The following is an 18,950-nucleotide window of genomic DNA, read 5'->3' as shown; positions in this document are numbered from 1 at the left end:
CGTTTCGAAAAAAAGTACCCGCACATGACGACTTCCCTCTCCACGCCTGCATTGCGGCGTAAACTCAGCGATGCCTTCTTGCGTGCCATTGCTGAACCTGGCAAGTACGCCGACGGCGAGGTACCCGGTCTTTACCTGCATGTTCAGGCCTCGCAGAAGTCGAACAAGCCTGCCGCAAAATACTGGCGGATGAGGTATCGCCTGAACGGCAAGGAGAACGTGTACGCGATCGGCCGTTATCCCGACATTGGCTTGAAAGACGCCCGCGACTTGGCCCGAGCCGCGCGCCAGAACGTAGCTCATCACGTCGCCCCACTAAAGGCCAAACGCAAGAAAATCGCCGATCAGCTACTTAATGAGGAACGCACATTCAGTTACGTCGCCGAACAGTGGCTGGCCTTCAAGTCGCACGATCTCGTGAGCAAATCCCTCGCGGGCTTTCGCGGCGCTTTGAACAATCACATCCTGCCCACGATCGGCAACATTCCCGTCAGCGAGATCAAACTGGACCACATCATCGAGATCATCGCTAACCTGCGCCGAGCACGCACACTGGCCATGGCCAAGCGCGTGCGTACCATCATCCGTGCCGTGCTCGGTTTCGCTGAGGGTCGTGGCTGGGTGGAACGTAACGTGGCCCTGAGCAACACCGAAGAGCTCAAGGTTCGCCATGTGGTGACCAGTAATCCAGCGATCGAACGACCAGCCGATTTGGGTCACCTTTTGCTTCGTCTGGATGAGCTCAGCCCGAGCAGCGTGAGCACTGCGATGCGCTTGCTGGTCATGCTGCCGGTTCGCCCCGGCGAGCTGGTAAAAATGCGTTGGGAAGACGTCGACCTGGTCAGCGCCGACTGGCGCTATGTAGTAGGGAAAACCCGCCATCTGGATAAGAGCAAACACATCGTGCCACTGCCGGAGCAAGCCCTTGTGCTGTTGCGTGAACTACATGAACGGCGGGTGGTGGATGAAGCGCGGAATGGCTGGGTCTTTGTATCGCCGGTCTACCCAGGCTATCCAGTTGACGCCACATCCCTGGCCAAGGCCTACCAGCGGATCTGGCCGGAATACCGCATCACTGCGCACGGTTTCCGCGCCACCTACCGTACTATCGCTCACGAGCATTTGGGCATCGATCCGATTGTGCTGGAGTTGTCACTTTCCCACCGTATGCCAGGCGCTCTGGGCGCAGTGTATGCGCGCGCGCAGTTGCTGCCGCAGCGACGAGAAGCGGCGCAGCATTGGGCGGACTACCTCGATCGGCTCCGAAAAAATTCCAAACATGCAATAGCAGAATAGTTGTCGGGAAAGTACAGATCCTATCACCAGTATACCCAGGGCGCCCAAACAATCCGACCTCGATGCTCAGGGCCCTCCAACGCATCTGGCCGGGATACAACATCACGGCCCACGGCTTTCGTGCCACCTACTGAACCATTGCCCACAAGCACCTGAGCATCGATGTCCTGGAACTCTCGCTATCACATCGGATGCCAGGTGCCCTCGGCGCCGATAAGCCCGCGTCCAGCTTTTGAGTCAACGACGAGAGGTCGCGATAATTATGGGCTGACTATCTTGAGCAATTACGGGGGAATGCAGCCCATGATGGCCCAACGGAGTAGAGATGGTCTGATAGATGAGTTTCAGCGGTCGTTGTGCGAATCCAACTGACGCGAGAAATGAACAATTGTGCCGACAAAGTTCGTCAGCACGACAAGTGCGCCTAACAGCCATTCATACGGGTAGCTCAGTCGTCAGCTTGATCTTCTCCATCGGAACTTCGGTCTTAACGTTCTGCACCACGCTCAGGCTGGTCAGGTGGGCGATCTGGAAACGCCGGTAGGCTTCCAGGTCCGCCGCCACCACCCTCAACAGCAAATCACAGTCACCGGCCATCACATGGCACTCCACCACTTCGGGCAGCAGGCGCACGGCCTCGACGAATTCATCGGTGGTGTCCTGGTCCTGGCGCTTGAGCCACACGCGCACGAACAGGGTCAGACCCAGCGCCACCTTGGCTGGGTCGACCAGAGCGACATAACGCTCGATCACCCCCGCCTCCTCCAGCAACCGCACCCGCCGCAGGCAGGGGGACGGCGACAGTCCCACCTGCTTGGCCAGCTCCTGGTTCTGCAAACGGCCGTCCCGTTGCAGTGCCCGCAGGATACGGCGGTCGATGGCGTCGAGCTTGATGGACATGGAGAGCTCCGGGTCGGAAAATATTGGCAGCAGATGCCAAATCATGGGTTCTCATTAGCAACTACGCAAGCCTATTCCAGCCAACCCTTGGAATAATTCGCTTCCACTGGAGGTGACCATGACTGCCCTTGAACCCGTACTGAACAATCCCCCCACCCTTTCGCCGCCCGGCGAACTGCGCCGCGGTGCCGTGGCCGCCCTGCCGGTGCTGCTGGGTTTCATTCCCTTTGCCCTGGTACTGGGCGCTCAGGCGTCCCAGCATGACCTGAACGCTGGCGCGGTCGCGCTGATGACCGGGCTCAACTTCGGCGGTGGCTCGGAGTTCGCCGCCATCGAGCTGTGGACCTCGCCGCCAGCGGTGCTGGTGATCGTCGCCATGACCCTGCTGGTCAACAGCCGCCACCTGCTGATGGGCGCGACGCTGGCACCTTACCTGCGCCACCTGCCGCTGAAAAAGATCCTCGGCGCACTGTTCTTCATGTGCGACGAGAGCTGGGCCATGGGCCTGGCCGATGCGCGCCAGCGCGGCGGCTCCAGCCTGCGCTACCACACCATGACGCCCGAAAAACCGCCTGCTTTCCGTCCAAAGCTCAGTGACGCCTTCATACATTCGCTGACCATATCAGGCAAGTACGCCGATGGCGACGTACCGGGTCTCTATCTCTAGGTGCGTGCGTCGCTCAAGCCTGGCAGATCACCCTCCCGGGATTGGCGACTGAGCTACCGCCTTCGCGGTAAGGAAAACGTGTTCGTGATCGGCAGGTAGCCGTATGTGGGCTTGAAGGAAGCCCGTGAGCTCGCTCGGACAGCGCGCAATAGTGCGACCAATTACATCGACCGATTCAAAGCCAAAAAAGCCAAGATCGAGGCGCAATTGCTCAACGAGACGCGTACGTTCGCCTACGTGGCCGAAGAGTGGATGAACTTCAAATTTCCGGATTTGGTCAACAAATCCATTGCAGGATTTCGCGGTGCACTGCGCAACCACATCTTACCGGTCATAGGCGAAAAACCTGTCACCGAAATCAGACTTGAACACATCACTTCGATCATCAGCACGCTGCGCCGTGCTCGAACGATGGCCATGGCCAAGCGGGTTCGCACCATCATTCGCGCAGTACTCGGCCTCGCTGAGGGCAGGAGCTGGGTGGAGCGCAACGTGGCGCTGAGCAACACCGAGGATCTCAAAATCCGCTACGTGGTCACCAGCAATCCCGCGATCGAACGACCGGCTGATTTGGGGCAGTTCTTGTTGCGTCTGGATGAACGCGACGTGAGCACCGTGACCACCGCAATGCGCCTGCGGGTGATGCTGCTAGCCCAGGCGAACTGGTGAAAATGCGCTGGGAGGATGTCGCTCTGATCAGCGCCGATTGGCGTTACATGGTCAGCAAGACGCGCTACCTAAACAAGAGCAAACACATCGTACCGATCCTGTTCAGCCTCGTAGGTAAAGTCCTTGCGCTCGAATAATGTCTCTCCGCCTGGGTTCGAGGTTCGGTTTGGCGGCACGTCGCGGTAATGGAGGCTTCCTCACATGCTTGGAACTGCTGGCCATTCGAGTAACCCATGTCGGCTGTCACTGTCAGCGCTTCCTGCCCCAGTTCAGCCTTGGTAGCTTTAGCAAAGGGTTCAAGCCGCTTGCGGTCATCACCATCTTGCGTCACTTCGTGATGCAAGATGGGGCAGTATTCTGCATCGACAGCGGCCTGCACGTTATAGGCGACACGCGCTCCTTTTGGGGTACGCATCATTCGGGCATCGCTTTCGTGCGTGTTGAATTGCTCCAGCCCCATCGATTTCATCAAGGCCTGGCAAGTGCGGTTGGCTTGCTGCTTGCCACAAGCCTCGCCAGGGCCGCTTTGATCGCAGTGCGATCTACAAGTTGCTCGCCCTCAGACTCGTCAGCGGCATCCAGATCAGCCAGATATTGGGCGATCCGCTTATCTAGCTTCTCGTCCTGACGCTTGAGTCAGATTCAAATGACGCCCGGGGACGCGATTGCCTGAAACTTACTGCCGTCGATCGCAACCAGGTCACCGGCAACCAAACCGGCAGTTCGGCAGAACTGCACAAAAGCCCGGCATTTCGTGACGAATGCAGCTTTGCTGTTCTTGCGGAAGTCGGCGATGGTCTTGAAGTCAGGTTTAAGCCAGTTGATCAGCCACATCACTTCGATGTTGCGCTGGCACTCGGCTTCCAGGCGCCGCGATGAACGGATGCGCTGAAAATAACCATAGAGGTAGAGTTTCAGGTGATCGGCGGGGTCATAGGCTGGGCGTCCAGCGGCCTTCGGCTGGGCTTTTTCGAAGCCGATCAGGCCCAGATCCAGCTTGGCGGCATATAGGTCGATGCCCCGTACGAGGTGATCTTCAGGGATCAATTCCTCCAAAGCGACCGGGAACAGGCTGGTCTGGCTGCGGGACTCTCCTTGTATATAGGCCATAACGAAAAATGCTCCGTACCTTTCGATACGGAGCATTCTCTTAAAGGGCCGGGCAGATTGCTAGGCTTTCACACAGTCTGTAAAGGCTCTATGCAAGCCCTCAGAGATATGGCACAAGACGGAAGTAGAGATCTTGGGTCGTGGGCATGAATAAACTCGAAGAAGACACCCTGTGTTATTTAACTGGATGCATGACGGTTGGAGTACTGTTGTCGTTTGGCGTGTCACAGGCTCTATGGTTGGCTAGTGCCAACAACAGGATAGAATCCTACGCTAACGTTTTTTTGAATCATGCCGAAACGGTCGCAGGAAACCTTACAGCTGCACTTGATGAGCTTAACAATACATCTGGCGAGCCTTGCGGACCACATGACCTAGACACACTAAAAAAAGTTACTTATGAGTATCGTTTTGTAAAAGATGCTGGACGAATAGAAAATAACACTATTACTTGCTCTGCTATGTGGGGCTTAATCCCGGCTTTCAGGATGATTGGTGATAGCAGACTTACGAAAAACAATGTCAAGCTGTGGGGCGGAGTTCCAAGCTATTTCCCCAGCGCGATAAAAATTGATGTTTCAGCAAAACACAGATCATTTGTGGTTACATCACCCACCGCATTCGCACCTTTTGAATCTCCGCCAGCAGAGTTAAGTGCATCTGTTGTGTCTCGTGATGGCAACACAATCATGCGCACATTCGGCGCCCCCATCAGGGGAATATACTAACCAGCGCACTTGCAAAAGTTTGCTCTGACAAATACGACATTTGTGTTGACTCTAGCATTCAAGCAAATATATTCACAACCAGAAAACCCATCCTTCTCTTGCTTATCGCATTAATTGGCTGTTCTTTGGGTTTATTGGCACTCAATGCTGCCCACCAATACCGCAGGGTTAGAAACTCACTTTCTTACCGTTTGAAATACGCCATTAAGAGCAAGCTAATATCAACTTATTACCAGCCGATTGTTTATGGAAAGACCGGCAAGGCTGCCGGATTCGAGGTTTTGGCTCGGTGGCACGATAAGAAATACGGATCAGTCCCTCCAAATATTTTCATCCAAAAAGCGGTGGATCTTGGCTTGCAAGATAAGCTGAGCAAGCTGATTGTTAGCAGGGCTTTGGATGAGTGTTCGAGGGGCCTAGCTTGCAACCCAGATATATATTTGAGCCTTAACGTTAATACCAAGGACCTGCTGGATGGCGACCTAGTTCAACACATATCAGAGACGGCGAAAAATCACGGCATATCAGCGAGTCAGATAGCAATTGAAATTCTCGAAGGGACAACGGCTGAAATCAGCCAGATTGAAAGCAAGATCGAGTCCATTCGAGCGTACGGCTACAAAGTGTTAATTGACGATTTCGGCTCAGGATATTCAAGTCTATCTTATCTGGCCAGGCTGAATGTCGATATTATAAAAATTGATAAATCGTTCTCGCAAGCTGCAGGCACAGATTCTCCGGCAGCAGTAGTGCTGCGAAAAATTCATGAAATAGCAAACGTTTTAAACTCAAAAATAATCTTTGAAGGCGTGGAGACGGAAGCGCAGAAAAAAGCAATTCTTGATTTTTGTCCTGATGCACTTATTCAAGGGTGGGTATTCAGTAAGGCATTGCCAATTAGCGAACTCACTGAAGAAGTCAGATCACAAAGAGCTAGGGGGGGGGGGAAGCGATGAATTTTGCGCATGATTGATTTTTATCAAACCCCTAAAGGCGCCCAACCGCTGATTTCGGGAAACTTTCAGGACTGATAGCGATTCAGAGTCGAGTTTAGCTCCATCAGTGTAGGAGTCACACTAATTCGATTGACGTGATTCCCTAAATATTAATATCTACAATAAAGACATAAGGCCCGGAACACCTCTTTTACTATGAGTTCATCCCAGTATCGATCATCTTCCGTGCCAGGGACGAGGAGGACGCGGTGCGTATTGCCAACGATTCGCCGTTCGGTCTGGGCGGCTCGGTATTCACCGCCGATGCGAAACATGGCGCCGAGGTGGCCAAACGCATCTCCACTTGTATGGTGTTCATCAACCATCCCAGCACCTCGAGGGCCAACCTACCCTTCGGTGGTATCAAACGCTCCGGCTACGGGCGCGAGCTAATCGGATTGGGCATCAAGGAATTCGGCAATCACAAGCTGATTAGTTCTAACTTCATCTGCACATCAACGCAAACATCAATACCTGCTGCAGCCCGCCTCCTTGATGAAAAAATCGTAAGTGATCCATCATCCCCACATTCCAACCGTCCACCTGATTCTCGATGCTGTGCTCCCGATTTTTTCCTGGAGCCAGCCTGCCATGATGCACCCCGACAGCAAAGTCGAAAATCTATGGTCACCCCCATTTTTGCAATACTGATTACTGGGTGAAAGTGGTTGGCTTGCTTAAATCTATCCGGCGTCTGTTTGGGGCACGCCCCGCGCCACGATGAGAGTCGCGCCTGACAAACCTTAAAAGTCTATCGGCTTCAAAAGCCGGTTTTCGACACAGGTTCTTTGCCAGGCCAGTGGGCCGTTCACGTCATCCATTGTCAGCGATCGCAAAACCAGAAGGGTGATACGTGGTACTGCTACAAACGCAGGGTCAGGCGTTCAAAGCGCTTGACCCTGTTTCATATTGCGTGTGGTGGGCCGCCAGCGCCCACGCGATCCGCGCCAGCTTGTTAGCCAAGGCGCAGGCCACTACGTTCGAATGGCGCCGTATTAGCAGAGCGCGCACCCAGTCAGCCAAGGCTCCTTTCTGATGTTCAAGTCGTAGTAAATAAACCCGAGCGCATTGCACCAGCAGTTGTCGCAGATGCTTGTCACCGCGCTTGCTGATGCCCAGCAGGCTCACTTTACCGCCAGTACTGTATTGCCTTGGCATCAGCCCCACGGAAGCTGCGAAGTCTCACCCTCGTTTGAACTGCTGGCCATCATCCATCTCTACAGCTAGCAGGCTGGCGGTGATCGGCCCGACGCAGGGCATGCTCAGCAAACGACTACCGAGATCATCGGCAGCTAGCTGGCCAACCAGGTCTTTGTCCAGCTTCTTGATATGCTCGTCCAGATAAACGAAGTGATCATGCAGTCGTTGCAAATAATTAGTGAGCTGGACGGGCAGCTCGTGTTCTCCGAGAACGCTCGCCAAGCGTTTCATGACCGACAGGCCTTTGGGCAGGCTGATACCGAATTCCAAGAGAAATGCGTGCATCTGGTTAGCCGTCTTGGTGCGGTCGTGAGCCAGCGACTCCCGCATGCGGTGGAGAACAGAAAGCGTCTGTTGCGCCTCAGCCTTCGGTGAAACGAAGCGCATCGAAGGGCGTGATGCGGCCTCGCAAATGGCTTCGGCATCGATGAAGTCGTTCTTGTTACCCTTGACGAAGGGCCGGACGAACTGCGGGGAAATCAGTTTAGTCTGGTGTCCCATGGCGTTCAGCTTGCGCGCAAAGAAATGCGCACCGACGCAGGCTTCCATCACCACGGTACAGGCCGGCAAGTTGCCGAAAAACTGCATTATTTGCGCTCGCGACAGCTTCTTGCGAAATATCTCACGACCTAATTTGTCTTGACCGTGCAGGTGGAAACTGTGTTTACCGAGATCGATCCCGATCAGCGCTAACTCGCTCATGATGATGGTCCCCAAGAACAAAACACCCTACGAAAGTGTAGCCTTCGCAGGGTGTGAGGGTGACCATCTCATTAGTCTACCTTTACCCCAAGCCCATGGACTTTCGAAAATCCATCGACGGCCTCACTGCCCTGGTCGAACTGGATATCAAGGTCGCCGTGTTCGACCCGGTACTTTTCGTCTTCCTCAATAAAGCCCGTAACCGCATCAAGGTGTTGTACTGGGAGCGCAACGGATTCTGCCTTTGGCTCAAGCGCCTCGAGGCCGAGCGTTTCAAACCACGCCCGACGTCACCGACGAAGCCATCGTTCTGACCGTCCAGGAACTGAATTGGCTATTCGACGGTTTCGATCTCTGGTGCAACCGTCCGCATCAGGTTCTGACACCCCGTTTCGTCGCCTGACCCGGTATAATCCGGGCCATGATTTCAGTGCCCGATAACCCTCCTGACGACCCTGCCGCGCTCAAACAACTGCTTGCGCAGTTGTTGGCCGAGCGCACGGTCGACAAAGACCAGATCGTTGATCTTAAAGAACAGGTCAAGCTGCTGCGCGACCGCCTGTTCAATCGTAAGTCGGAGCAAACCGTCGAGTCCAATACGCCCCAACTGGCGTTGTTCATCGAACCCGAAAGCCAGTGGGTAGCTGCCGCTGATGATGCGGATGAAGAAGTTGTTGCGCCAACCAAGCAGCGCGGCAAACGTAAACCACTGTCGGCTGACCTGCCACGCATTGAAGTCATTCATGACTTACCCGAGCACGAACTGACTTGCGCCTGTGGTTGCCGCAAACACGTGATTGGCGAGCAAACCAGCGAACAACTCGACATCGTGCCGATGCAGATCCGTGTGATCAAACACGCGTGTTCGTACTCAAAGAGCCGGATCGTGATCCGACCAGTCAATCCTGGATGTGGGTGCAGGCCAGCGGCCCGCCTGACCGACAAGTCGTGCTGTTCGATTACATCACCAGCCGCGCGCAGGAGGTGCCGCTGCGCCTGCTGGAGGGCTATCGCGGTTATGTCGTGACCGATGATTACGCTGATTACACGCCCTGGCGTTACAGCCAGGCGTTGAACGGCTGGCGTGCATGGCGCATGCCCGGCGTAAGTTCGTCGAAACGCAGAAAGTGCAGCCCAAGGGCAAGACGGGACGTGCCGACGTGGCGCTGGCGATGATCAACAAGCTGTATGGCATCGAACACGATCTCAAGGATGCCAGCGATGAACAGCCATTCATCGGGCGCCAGGAACGAAGCCTGCCGATTCTCGGGCAGTTGAACAGCTGGCTGGATAAAACGGAGTCCTAGGTCACGCCGCAAAGCGTGCTGGGCAAGGCGGTGCACTATCTGGCGAACAACTGGAGCCGGCTGGAGCGCTACGTCGAGGCAGGCCATTTGCCGATCGACAATAACCTGGCAGAGCGTGCGATAAAGCCATTTGTCATCGGGCGCAAGGCCTGGTTGTTCAGCGACACCCCCAAGGGTGCGACGGCCAGTGCGCAGATCTACAGCTTGGTCGAGACCGCGAAGGTCAACGGCCAAGAGCCCTATACGTGGCTGCGCCACGTATAGGAGCGGTTGCCGCATACCTCATCGGTAGAGGACTACGAGGCGCTGCTGCCGTGGAACTGCTCGCCAGAGATGCCACGGTAAGTCGAAGCCCCATCTGACGGAAGGTGGGGTTCATGGATCGCACTCAAAAAATCAAGGGAGCTGGCTGCATAGGCAACCCTGGCGCAAAGCACGGCGTATTCCCCGCTGATCCAGAGGTGAGCTGCAAGGGCGTGGAAATATGCATACGCGCCAGAACCAATACCGCAATATTGACATATATGAATATTGCGAATAGCCTGAACTCGTAACCCGCGCTAGAAACCTCAGGAGCCCTCCCATGAAAGATTCCAGCGATACCCATCCGAATCACCTTCCCGACAGCAGATACGGCCTGTTTATTGACAACCAGTGGGTTTCGGACGAATACGGTGAAACCCTCGACATTATCAACCCCGCTAACGGAGAAATTCTCACCAACACCCCAAACGCCACAGCTGCCGACGTTGACCGCGCTGTGCAGGCCGCACAGCGCGCCTTCGTGACCTGGCGTACCACCTCACCTGCGGAACGCGCCAATGCGTTGTTGAAGATCGCCGACCTGCTGGAAGCCGATGCCGATCGGTTCGCCGTTCTGGAAACACTTGATGTAGGTAAACCCATTCGTGAAAGTCGCTCCGTCGACATCCCGCTGGCAATTGATCACTTCCGTTACTTCGCCGGCGTAATCCGCAGCCAATCAGATGAGGCGGTCATGCTGGATGAGCAAACACTCAGCATCGCCCTCAGTGAACCCCTCGGCGTTGTGGGCCAAGTGATTCCGTGGAACTTCCCGCTGCTTATGGCCGCCTGGAAGATCGCTCCGGCCATCGCAGCGGGTAACACCGTAGTCATCAAACCCTCCGAGCTGACCCCGGTAACCATCCTCGAACTGGCGAAGATCTTCGCTAAGGTACTTCCAGCCGGCGTGGTCAACATCGTCACAGGCTTAGGCACCACAGTTGGACAGGCGTTACTGGATCATCCGGACCTGCGCAAGCTTGCCTTCACCGGCTCGACGCGTGTCGGCGAACTCGTCGCCAATGCGGCAGCGAAGAAAATCATTCCCGCCACCCTTGAACTGGGCGGCAAGTCGGCCAACATCGTTTTCCCCGATGCGAACTGGGACAAGGCCGTGGAAGGCGAAGTCCTCGCCATCCTGTGGAACCAAGGCCAAGTCTGCGAATCCGGCGCACGGCTGTTCGTTCACGAATCCATCTACGAACGATTCCTAGCTGAGCTCAAGCATAAGTTCGAAGCTGTGCGTGTGGGTGACCCACTGAACCCGGACACCATGATGGGTGCACAGGTCAGCAAGTCCCAGATGGAACGGATCCTCGGCTACGTCGATATCGCCAAACAGGAAGGTGCTGAGGTACTGATCGGCGGCAGTCGTCTCACAGGTGCCAATTACGATGCCGGCTTCTTCATCCAGCCAACGATTCTGGTCGGTGTTCGCAACGATATGCGCGTCGCCTACCAGGAAATTTTCGGCCCTGTTCTGTGCGTCATTGCTTTCAAGGATGAAGCGGAGGTCATCGCCATGGCAAACGACTCCGAGTACGGCCTAGCCGGTGCAGTCTGGACCCAAGACATCAACCGGGCGTTACGTGTGGCTCGCGCGGTGGAAACCGGACGTATGTGGGTAAATACCTACCATGAGATCCCTGCCCATGCTCCCTTTGGTGGATATAAGAAATCTGGCCTAGGACGGGAAACTCACAAGTCAATGCTGGAAGCCTACAGCCAGAAGAAGAACATCTACGTCAACCTCAACGAAGCACCGCTTGGGCTCTTCTGACCTCGTTGAGGCATGTTTTTTTGATCTATAACATCGAATATTTTAGATATGCAGGTAAACGAAATGACACAATCAGAACTTTTCAAAACCACTCAGCTGGGCCCATACACCCTCAAAAACCGTATCGTTCTGCCGCCACTGACGCGTTCGCGCAGCTCCCAACCCGGCAATATTGCGAACGACCTAATGGCCACATATTACCGTCAGCGCAGCTGTGCTGGCTTCATGGTGACCGAGGGCACACAGATCGAACCCCGAGGACAGGGTTATGCCTGGACGCCCGGCATTCATAGCCCAGAACAGATACAAGGCTGGCGTAAGGTCACCGACGCTGTTCACGCCGAAGGGGGGGTGATCTTTGCTCAACTTTGGCATGTAGGCCGCGTGTCGCACACATCGCTGCAACCCGGTGGTGAAGCGCCCGTCGCGCCATCAGCCATCCGCGCGGACAACGTCAAGGTGTTCATCGAAACTGGCCCCGGCACGGGTGTACTGGCCGACCCATCGACCCCACGAGCCCTGTCCACCAAGGAGGTAAAGGAACTGGTTGAGCTCTACGCCCAAGCAGCCCGAAATGCGTTGGACGCAGGTTTTGACGGGGTGGAGCTTCACTGCGCGAACGGGTACCTGGTAAACCAGTTCATTTCGGCCCATACCAACCAGCGTGATGATGAATATGGCGGTTCGCTGCAGAACCGTCTTCGCTTCCTGCGCGAAATCACCGTCGCCGTTGCTGGTGTCGTCGGCAAGGAGCGCATGGGCGTTCGCTTCGCCCCGCTGTTCGCGACCACAGACGAAGACCGCGTATACCTTGGCCTGGTCGAAGAAGATCCTCACCAAACCTACATCGAGGCAGTGAAGATCCTCGAGGAAGTGGGCATTGCCTACCTGTCGCTCGCCGAAGCCGATTGGGAAAACGCACCCGAGTTGCCTGAGACGTTCCGGGAAGATGTTCGTAAGACCTTCAGCGGCAAGATTCTCTATGCCGGCAAGTACACCGCTGAACGAGGAAATCGCGTGATAAAAGCTGGCTGGGGCGACCTGATCGCTTTTGGTCGCCCCTTCATTGCGAACCCCGACCTGCCGGCTCGTATCGCCCACAACTGGCCGCTTAACCCAGTGGATCCAAGCAGCATGTACGGCGGTACCGATAAGGGCTACACCGACTACCCGATTTACAAATTCTAAACGCTCAATGCCACGCCCCATAACTCAGGGGCGTGGCTCAGCATTTGCTGACCGAGGAAGTTAAACATGTACCAACCGAGCACGATCCCCTACCAAGAGCATAGGGGATTCAAACGAACCTTCAGGCAGGGTCATCTAAGCCTGGGGCTGTTCTTTCCCCTAGAGGCTTTCGAAGGTGATACACCGAGCATGCTAGGTCAGGTCGCGCTGGCCAAACGTGCAGAGGAACTTGGTTTTTCGGCGCTCTGGTTTCGCGACGTCCCACTCAGGGACCCAAACTTCGGCGATGTCGGCCAGGTTTTCGACCCTTGGGTGTATCTGGGCTACATGGCAGCCCATACAAAAAAAATAGCACTAGGTACCGCCTCCATCGCCCTTACTTTGCGTAATCCCTTGCACACGGCAAAGGCCGCAGCGAGCATTGATCAGTTGAGCGGAGGTCGCTTGCTCCTGGGAGTAGCCTCTGGCGATCGTCCCGTGGAGTTTCCCGCATTCAGCATTGATCCAGAAAAGCGTGGCGAGACCTTTCAAGAAAACTTCAATGTGATACGCCAAGCCCATCGAACACACTTCGAGCCGATTCGCTGGAGTCACGGCGAGTTACTGGGGGCCGACCTCGTTCCCAAACCTACGACTCGGGAAATACCGCTGTTCGTAACCGGACACAGCCGCCAGCCGCTCGATTGGATCGCACGTGAAAGCCATGGATGGATTAACTATCCACGTCCGCCAAAAATACAGCGACTGATCGTGGAGGATTGGCGACAGGAAATAATTAAACAGTGTGGCACTATCTACAAGCCGTTCTTGCAATCGCTTTATATCGACCTGGACAAACATCCATCCACGCCGCCCTCGCATATCCATCTAGGATTCCGACTAGGACGTAACCACCTCCGGGCCTTGCTGGATACACTTCAGGAAATAGGTGTAGATCACGTCATCCTGAACCTCAAGTATGGTAAACGCCCCACAGCAGAGGTTATCGAGGAAATTGGCAAGCATATCGTCCCGCAATTCGGCGCACAGGTGCCCGATAGTTCTACCTGACAGGACAATAGGGTTCCAGTCCAAACCAGCCAGTCATTGCGACGGGCAGGCGCGCAGAGAACACGGCGAAGCCTTCCAATTTGATGCGCGAACCAGGAAAATATCTAGATATCGTAAAAAACAGGTATCACAAAATTTATGACTATTGACGTCAACGAAGCCCTGAAAGCATTGGCGAACCCGATGCGTCTTGCCATCCTCAATTGGCTCAAGGATCCCAGGACAGTCTTTCCTGAGCAGGAGGTCGACCCAGAAACGGTAGGCGTGTGCGTCAGTATCATCCAAGAGCGCACGGGCCTCTCGCAGTCAACGACATCGCTTTATCTCGCAGCTCTACAGCGCGCGCAATTGGTGACATCGCAGCGGATCGGCCCCTGGACCTACTACAAACGCCACGATGAGAATATCGATGCCTTCTTCAAGGCGCTGCAAGAAAGAATCTAGGGCTGCACACCCTTGTATTTCTGACTGATTTCAGTCTTTGCCGATGTCAAAAACAGCAATCTGACCAAATAACGATCAGATCATCCGAAGCTTCGAGTGATCGAACAGCATTACCAGTGATGCGGTGCGCGGAAAAAACGCTCCTATAGCAAAACTGCCACTTGACAACGCTGAAATCAGGGGCCATACACGCAAAAGACAGCACAGTCCAGAGAGGGACGCGAAGCCCTTCAAGTGCTCTTCTACGGCCAACCTTCTTTAGGGGGCAACATAGATTTTCAACATGACAGAACCGCGCCGCAACCCTGAGTGTATTGGCCTGGTACTCGCCGCCGGCACCGGGCAGCGCTTCGGCAGCGACAAACGCTGCGCCAAGCTGGCCGACGGCAACAGCCTGCTACGCGCAACAGTGCTGCGCACGCAAGAAGCCTTCAGTGATGTTCGAGTCGTGCTAAAAGCCGAGGACGATGCCCAGGCCCTGGCTATACCGCCTGGCGTTCAGCTGGTACGTGCGGCCCACGCCAAACAGGGCATGGGCTCAAGCCTGGCTGCCGGCATCCAGAGCCTGGCACACTCGCAGGCCACTGCGGCGGCGGTGCTGCTTGGAGATATGCCGTGGATTTCTGCCGCCACCCTGCGGCAACTGCGAGCGCAGGCCGACGCAGAACATATCGTCGTGGCTTACTGCGAGGGTCAGCGCGGCCACCCGGTGTTGTTCGGCCGGCGCTTCTGGCCGGAGCTGATGCAACTGCAAGGCGACAATGGGGCCAGGGGCTTGATCGCCAGCCATGCGCAACAGGTGATTGCCGTGACGCTCGATGACCACGGCATTCTGCGGGACGTCGATAGGCCGGACGACCTCAGCCACCCACCGATTTCATAATCAGCGCGCTGCCGGTAAACGTAGCGTCCTGCTTGTCCGCCAGCGCACGGCCGAGCAACGCGGTGAGCTGCGGCTGTGCCTGCTCAGTCGGCAGATCCAACAGCGTGCCCATAAAGTGCCCGCGATTGGATGACAGACATCCGTATAAACTGCCGGTAGACGACAGGCGCAGACGGCTGCAGCTCCGGCAAAAGGGCGCGCTTTCGTTGGCAATGATGCCGAACGCCCCGCGCTCGCCAACGCTATAACGCAGCGCAGTGGAGTCTACCGGCGCCTCAGCCTGGGTGAAGGCATAACGCTCGCCGATAAGCTCCAGCAGCTCGCGCTGGCCGACGAACTGGGTACGAAAAGCCTCTGCATTCTGGGCCAGATGGCCCATGCGCATAAGTTCGATAAAACGCAATTCGTAGCCCTGCTGAAGGCAGAACGCCAACATGGGCAAAACTTGATCGAGGTTGCTACCACGCATCGGCACCATGTTGATCTTGATGCTCATGCCGGCTCGGCGCGCCTGCTCAATGCCGTTGAGCACCGTCTGCAGGTCGCCGCCCTTGGCGATCGTGCGGAAGGCACTCGGGTCGAGCGTATCGAGGGACACATTGAGCCGCTGGATGCCGGCGCTGCGCAATAACGGCAGTTTGCTGGCCAGCAACTGGCCATTGGTGGTCACGCTAATGTCCTGCAACGCCAGCTTACCTATGCCCTGCAGAAAGGGCTCCAGCCGGTCACTCAGCAGCGGCTCGCCGCCGGTAATGCGCAGTTCCTCAACCCCGGCAACATCCCTGAGCAACTCGACGGCACGCAGCATCGACGCGGCCGTCAGCTCATCGCGTGCGGCCACCAAGCGACGGCCATCGGACACACAGTAGGTGCAGGCGTAATTGCATGCGGCAGTCAGGCTCAGACGAAGTTTGCGAAAACGCCGACCATGTCGATCAACTATCACCCGACAACGCCCGTACGGGGATCAATGACGGGTTCGATATCCTCCGCCAGCGCTTCAAGCACATAAACCTGACGATCGCTTAGCAGCTCGCCCAAGGCATTGGCCATGGCCGTGTAATGTGGCATCTGCCGATGGCGCGCTATCGCCTCATGGCTGGCCCAGCGCTCGACGAAGAAAAAACGCCCGGCCTGTTCAATACAGCGATTCAGGACGTAAGACAGGCAGTCGTCTTCGGCGCGCGATGGTTGCACACAGGCGCGCAGAATCTGCTCGACCTGCGACTCTTTGCCAGCTTTGGCTATCAGTATCGCTACAACGCGTATGGCTTGACTCATGCTGATGGGTTCCTCGGTTGATAAATTGTTACCGCTGCACGGCCACCAGCCGACAACCTTCTGCCGCAACATCCGTTTGATCCCGGCCAGCCATCAGTACAGGGTCGCTGTCATGGATGCTCGCAGATCTGAAGCGCAGGCTGCCGTCATTGCGGCCGTTGAGCACTGCCTGAATTTCCGCCAGCACCGCCATGGCCACGCTTTCCGGGGTGTCGCCACCCAGGTCCAGGCCGATCGGATAATGCAAACATTCCAGCCCCGGCAGCTCGTCCTGCGGTTTAGCCAATTGTTCGTGGATGCCGGCCAACAAGCGCTCGGTGCGCTCACGCGGTCCCAACTGACCGACATAGCAGGGTTCACTGTACAACACACCCTGTAGCCAATGCGCGTCTTGCACCAGGCTGTGGGTCATCACCGCTACCGCAGCCCCGCGCACCAGCTCGTGGTAATCGAAAGGCTGCTCAACATCGCCGACCAGCACCTGGTCAGCCTCGGCAAAACGCTCGGCCCGGGCAAAGTGCGCCCGGCCGTCGATCACCGTCACATGCCAACCCAACAGCTTGGCCATGCGCACCAGCGGCTGGGCATCATGGCCCGCGCCGAATATCACCAGACGCCGCACCGGCGGCAGGTACTCCAGAAGCACTTCCACTTCGCCGAGACCATTCGGGTAGAGACCACGGGATGACTTGCCGCGCAGCAAGGTCTGCTGCAGGTTGGCGCTGATTTGCTCCACCAGCACCGAGCGCAGCAACTCGCCCGCGGCCTCCTGCCCAGGCATCAAGCACAAACGCTCGCCTGAGCGTGGCGCAGCCGCGCCCGAGCTTGCGATTACCGTGGCGATGGCCGCAGGCTGCTGGCGGTCGCGCACGCTGACCAAAGCATCGACCAAGGCGCAAGGGCCGGCCGGCAGGCGCTCGAACAGCACGTGAACCTTGCCGTTACAGCCCAGGCCGAAGCTCAGCGCTTCCTCGCTGGCGTCATCCGCCTCTGCGATGCTGTAACTGCGCAGCGCCGGCCCGGCTTCGGTCAGCTACCAAGCCTTTTTCGCCACTTCCGCCTCCAGGCAGCCGCCACTGATGGTGCCCTCGGGCCGGCCGAAGCGCGACACCAGCATGCGCGCACCGGGCCGCCGATACGCCGAACCTTCGACCTTGACAACAGTCGCAAGCACCGCTTCGCGGCCAGCCTCGCGCTCGGCCAGGAGCGCATCCAGCAATGTGTTCAGGCCCGACCTGCAGAACCTCCGCTCAATGCAGGGGCTCGGTCCGGCGCTTAGCCACAGCCGGCACCGAAACCTGCGCACCACTCTCGCCGAAACGCTGCAACATAAAGCTGCTCAACGCGGCCAACTCTTGATCGGTATAAATGCTGCCGAACGATGGCATACGCCGATTCACTGTGGCCTCGGCGGCACCGTGGCCACTCAACAGAATGCCGAGCAAGTTGCTGGCGGCCGGATCGTTGACCGTCTTCAAGGCCAGCAGCATGGCCGTCTGGCTCTGGTTGCCCGTGCCGTCCCAGCGGTGGCAACTGGCGCAGGCTTCGGCGAACAGCTTGTTGCCGAGTGCATTGCCGCTGCCCGGTTCTGCAAGCGTGACCTGCTGCGGGCGAGGCACGCCTTCACTGGGCGGTGGCGAGTCCTTGAGGAACACTGCAATCGCCTGACGGTCAGCGTCGGTCAGGTGGAGCAAGCTGCTTTCCACCACCTCCGCCATGGGCCCTGAAGACGAACCCAGGCCTGGCGCTGCGCCATCCTTCAAATAGCCAGCTAGCACGTCCGTGGGCCAGGCACCAATGCCGTGCACGGGGTCGGCACTGATGTTGTAGGCGTTCCAACCCCGGATCAGATTACCGGCCAGCGAGCGCTCGCTGCTGACAGCCTGGAACAGGTTGCGCGGTGAATGGCATTCGCCGCAGTGACCCGGCCCTTCGACGAGGTATTTGCCGCGATTCCACTCAGCAGAGCGCTGGCTGTCCGCCTGAAATGGCTCATCGTTAAGGAACAGCAAATTCCAGAAAACCATGCCCCAGCGCTGATTGAACGGGAAGCCGATGTGGTTTTCGCGCGGTGCTTGCTCGACCGGTTCCAGGCTGTCGAGATAACCCTTGATCGCGAGGATGTCATCGCGCGACATCTTGCTGTAGGAGGTATAGGGAAACGCCGGGTAGTAGTGCTTGCCGTCACGGCCAATGCCGGCCTGCAGCGCACTGACGAACTCGTCATCGGTCCATGCACCGATGCCGGTTTGCGTGTCCGGGGTAATGTTGGGCGAAAACAGCGAGCCGAACGGCAGCTTGAACTCAACGCCTCCGGCGAAAGGTTCACCGCAGGGCACGGTATCGTCAGGTATTCACCCTTAGCCAGCGAATCGTCCTGGGCATAGGCCGCTTGCGCCAGCAGAGCAGCGCTGGCGAGCAGCAGTAGGTTGCTTATTAATTTCATC

At 56.8% G+C, this 18,950-nt stretch carries 12 protein-coding genes and 9 pseudogenes; 14 read left to right on the top strand and 7 right to left on the bottom strand.

Features of this window, described 5'->3' with window-relative positions; translation table 11 throughout:
* The first annotated feature begins 24 nt into the window (after positions 1-24).
* Entirely contained in the window at positions 25-1,296 is a 1,272-nt protein-coding gene (locus DMX12_RS01835; protein WP_110675917.1) for an integrase arm-type DNA-binding domain-containing protein, read from the top strand.
* A 101-nt stretch (positions 1,297-1,397) separates the two neighbouring features.
* Positions 1,398-1,619 (top strand): annotated as a pseudogene (locus DMX12_RS29725) (integrase); the annotation flags it as partial.
* 112 nt (positions 1,620-1,731) lie between these two features.
* On the opposite strand, the gene DMX12_RS01825 reads toward DMX12_RS29725, so the two are convergent.
* Positions 1,732-2,196: an Lrp/AsnC family transcriptional regulator gene (locus DMX12_RS01825; protein WP_080641099.1), complete on the bottom strand. Its 465-nt coding sequence runs from the start codon at positions 2,194-2,196 to the stop codon at positions 1,732-1,734.
* Between the two features lie 118 nt (positions 2,197-2,314).
* Between DMX12_RS01825 and DMX12_RS01820 the strand changes: the two are divergent.
* Together DMX12_RS01820 and DMX12_RS01815 are read left to right on the top strand one after the other, a co-directional pair.
* A pseudogene (locus DMX12_RS01820) lies at positions 2,315-2,698 on the top strand (AzlC family ABC transporter permease); the annotation flags it as partial.
* Positions 2,699-2,749: 51 nt separating this feature from the next.
* Positions 2,750-3,630, top strand: a pseudogene (locus tag DMX12_RS01815) (tyrosine-type recombinase/integrase); the annotation flags it as partial.
* Here the strand turns inward: DMX12_RS01815 and DMX12_RS01810 are convergent.
* Positions 3,622-4,642: pseudogene (locus DMX12_RS01810) on the bottom strand (transposase); the annotation flags it as partial. The pseudogenes DMX12_RS01815 and DMX12_RS01810 sit on opposite strands and share 9 nt — an antisense overlap.
* Positions 4,643-4,788: 146 nt before the next feature.
* Here DMX12_RS01810 and DMX12_RS01805 point away from each other — a divergent pair.
* The 3 genes and pseudogenes from DMX12_RS01805 to DMX12_RS30210 form a co-directional block, all read left to right on the top strand.
* Positions 4,789-5,370, top strand: coding sequence for a CSS-motif domain-containing protein (locus DMX12_RS01805; protein ID WP_110675915.1), 582 nt, complete (start codon positions 4,789-4,791; stop codon positions 5,368-5,370).
* A 98-nt stretch (positions 5,371-5,468) separates the two neighbouring features.
* On the top strand, positions 5,469-6,326 hold the full coding sequence (locus DMX12_RS01800; RefSeq protein WP_177411215.1) for an EAL domain-containing protein: 858 nt from the start codon (positions 5,469-5,471) through the stop codon (positions 6,324-6,326).
* A gap of 191 nt (positions 6,327-6,517) precedes the next feature.
* Positions 6,518-6,802: pseudogene (locus DMX12_RS30210) on the top strand (aldehyde dehydrogenase family protein); the annotation flags it as partial.
* A gap of 439 nt (positions 6,803-7,241) precedes the next feature.
* On the opposite strand, the pseudogene DMX12_RS01790 reads toward DMX12_RS30210, so the two are convergent.
* Positions 7,242-8,267: pseudogene (locus DMX12_RS01790) on the bottom strand (IS110 family transposase).
* Positions 8,268-8,326: 59 nt separating this feature from the next.
* Between DMX12_RS01790 and tnpB the strand changes: the two are divergent.
* The 7 genes and pseudogenes from tnpB (at position 8,327) to DMX12_RS01755 (ending at position 15,222) form a co-directional block, all read left to right on the top strand.
* The gene (gene tnpB, locus DMX12_RS01785) at positions 8,327-8,581 is read left to right on the top strand and encodes an IS66 family insertion sequence element accessory protein TnpB (protein WP_256598379.1); all 255 of its coding nucleotides are present in this window, start codon (positions 8,327-8,329) and stop codon (positions 8,579-8,581) included.
* Between the two features lie 107 nt (positions 8,582-8,688).
* A pseudogene (locus DMX12_RS01780) lies at positions 8,689-9,919 on the top strand (IS66 family transposase).
* A 238-nt stretch (positions 9,920-10,157) separates the two neighbouring features.
* Positions 10,158-11,657: an aldehyde dehydrogenase family protein gene (locus tag DMX12_RS01775; RefSeq protein ID WP_110675911.1), complete on the top strand. Its 1,500-nt coding sequence runs from the start codon at positions 10,158-10,160 to the stop codon at positions 11,655-11,657.
* A 63-nt stretch (positions 11,658-11,720) separates the two neighbouring features.
* Entirely contained in the window at positions 11,721-12,845 is a 1,125-nt protein-coding gene (locus DMX12_RS01770; protein ID WP_110676001.1) for an alkene reductase, read from the top strand.
* Positions 12,846-12,911: 66 nt separating this feature from the next.
* Positions 12,912-13,895, top strand: a complete 984-nt coding sequence (locus tag DMX12_RS01765; protein ID WP_110675909.1) for an LLM class oxidoreductase — start codon at positions 12,912-12,914, stop codon at positions 13,893-13,895.
* Positions 13,896-14,033: 138 nt separating this feature from the next.
* Entirely contained in the window at positions 14,034-14,339 is a 306-nt protein-coding gene (locus DMX12_RS01760) for a helix-turn-helix transcriptional regulator (RefSeq protein WP_015275824.1), read from the top strand.
* A gap of 283 nt (positions 14,340-14,622) precedes the next feature.
* Entirely contained in the window at positions 14,623-15,222 is a 600-nt protein-coding gene (locus DMX12_RS01755) for an NTP transferase domain-containing protein (RefSeq protein WP_110675907.1), read from the top strand.
* Here the strand turns inward: DMX12_RS01755 and DMX12_RS01750 are convergent.
* The 4 genes and pseudogenes from DMX12_RS01750 to DMX12_RS01735 form a co-directional block, all read right to left on the bottom strand.
* Positions 15,200-16,168: a GTP 3',8-cyclase MoaA gene (locus tag DMX12_RS01750; RefSeq protein WP_110675906.1), complete on the bottom strand. Its 969-nt coding sequence runs from the start codon at positions 16,166-16,168 to the stop codon at positions 15,200-15,202. The genes DMX12_RS01755 and DMX12_RS01750 overlap by 23 nt on opposite strands.
* Positions 16,165-16,503, bottom strand: coding sequence for a putative quinol monooxygenase (locus DMX12_RS01745; protein ID WP_110675904.1), 339 nt, complete (start codon positions 16,501-16,503; stop codon positions 16,165-16,167). The genes DMX12_RS01750 and DMX12_RS01745 overlap by 4 nt, the downstream gene beginning before the upstream one ends.
* 28 nt (positions 16,504-16,531) lie before the next feature.
* Positions 16,532-17,758 (bottom strand): annotated as a pseudogene (locus tag DMX12_RS01740) (XdhC family protein).
* Positions 17,754-18,949 (bottom strand): annotated as a pseudogene (locus DMX12_RS01735) (cytochrome c). Before DMX12_RS01735 ends, DMX12_RS01740 begins: the two co-directional pseudogenes overlap by 5 nt.
* Between the last annotated feature and the right edge of the window lies 1 nt (position 18,950).

It is taken from the genome of Pseudomonas sp. MB-090624 (genome assembly GCF_003205245.1).
Taxonomy (GTDB): Bacteria; Pseudomonadota; Gammaproteobacteria; order Pseudomonadales; family Pseudomonadaceae; genus Aquipseudomonas; species Aquipseudomonas juntendi.
Note: the sequence above shows the minus strand (reverse complement) of the source record. Positions and strands in the feature narration are given on the sequence as shown.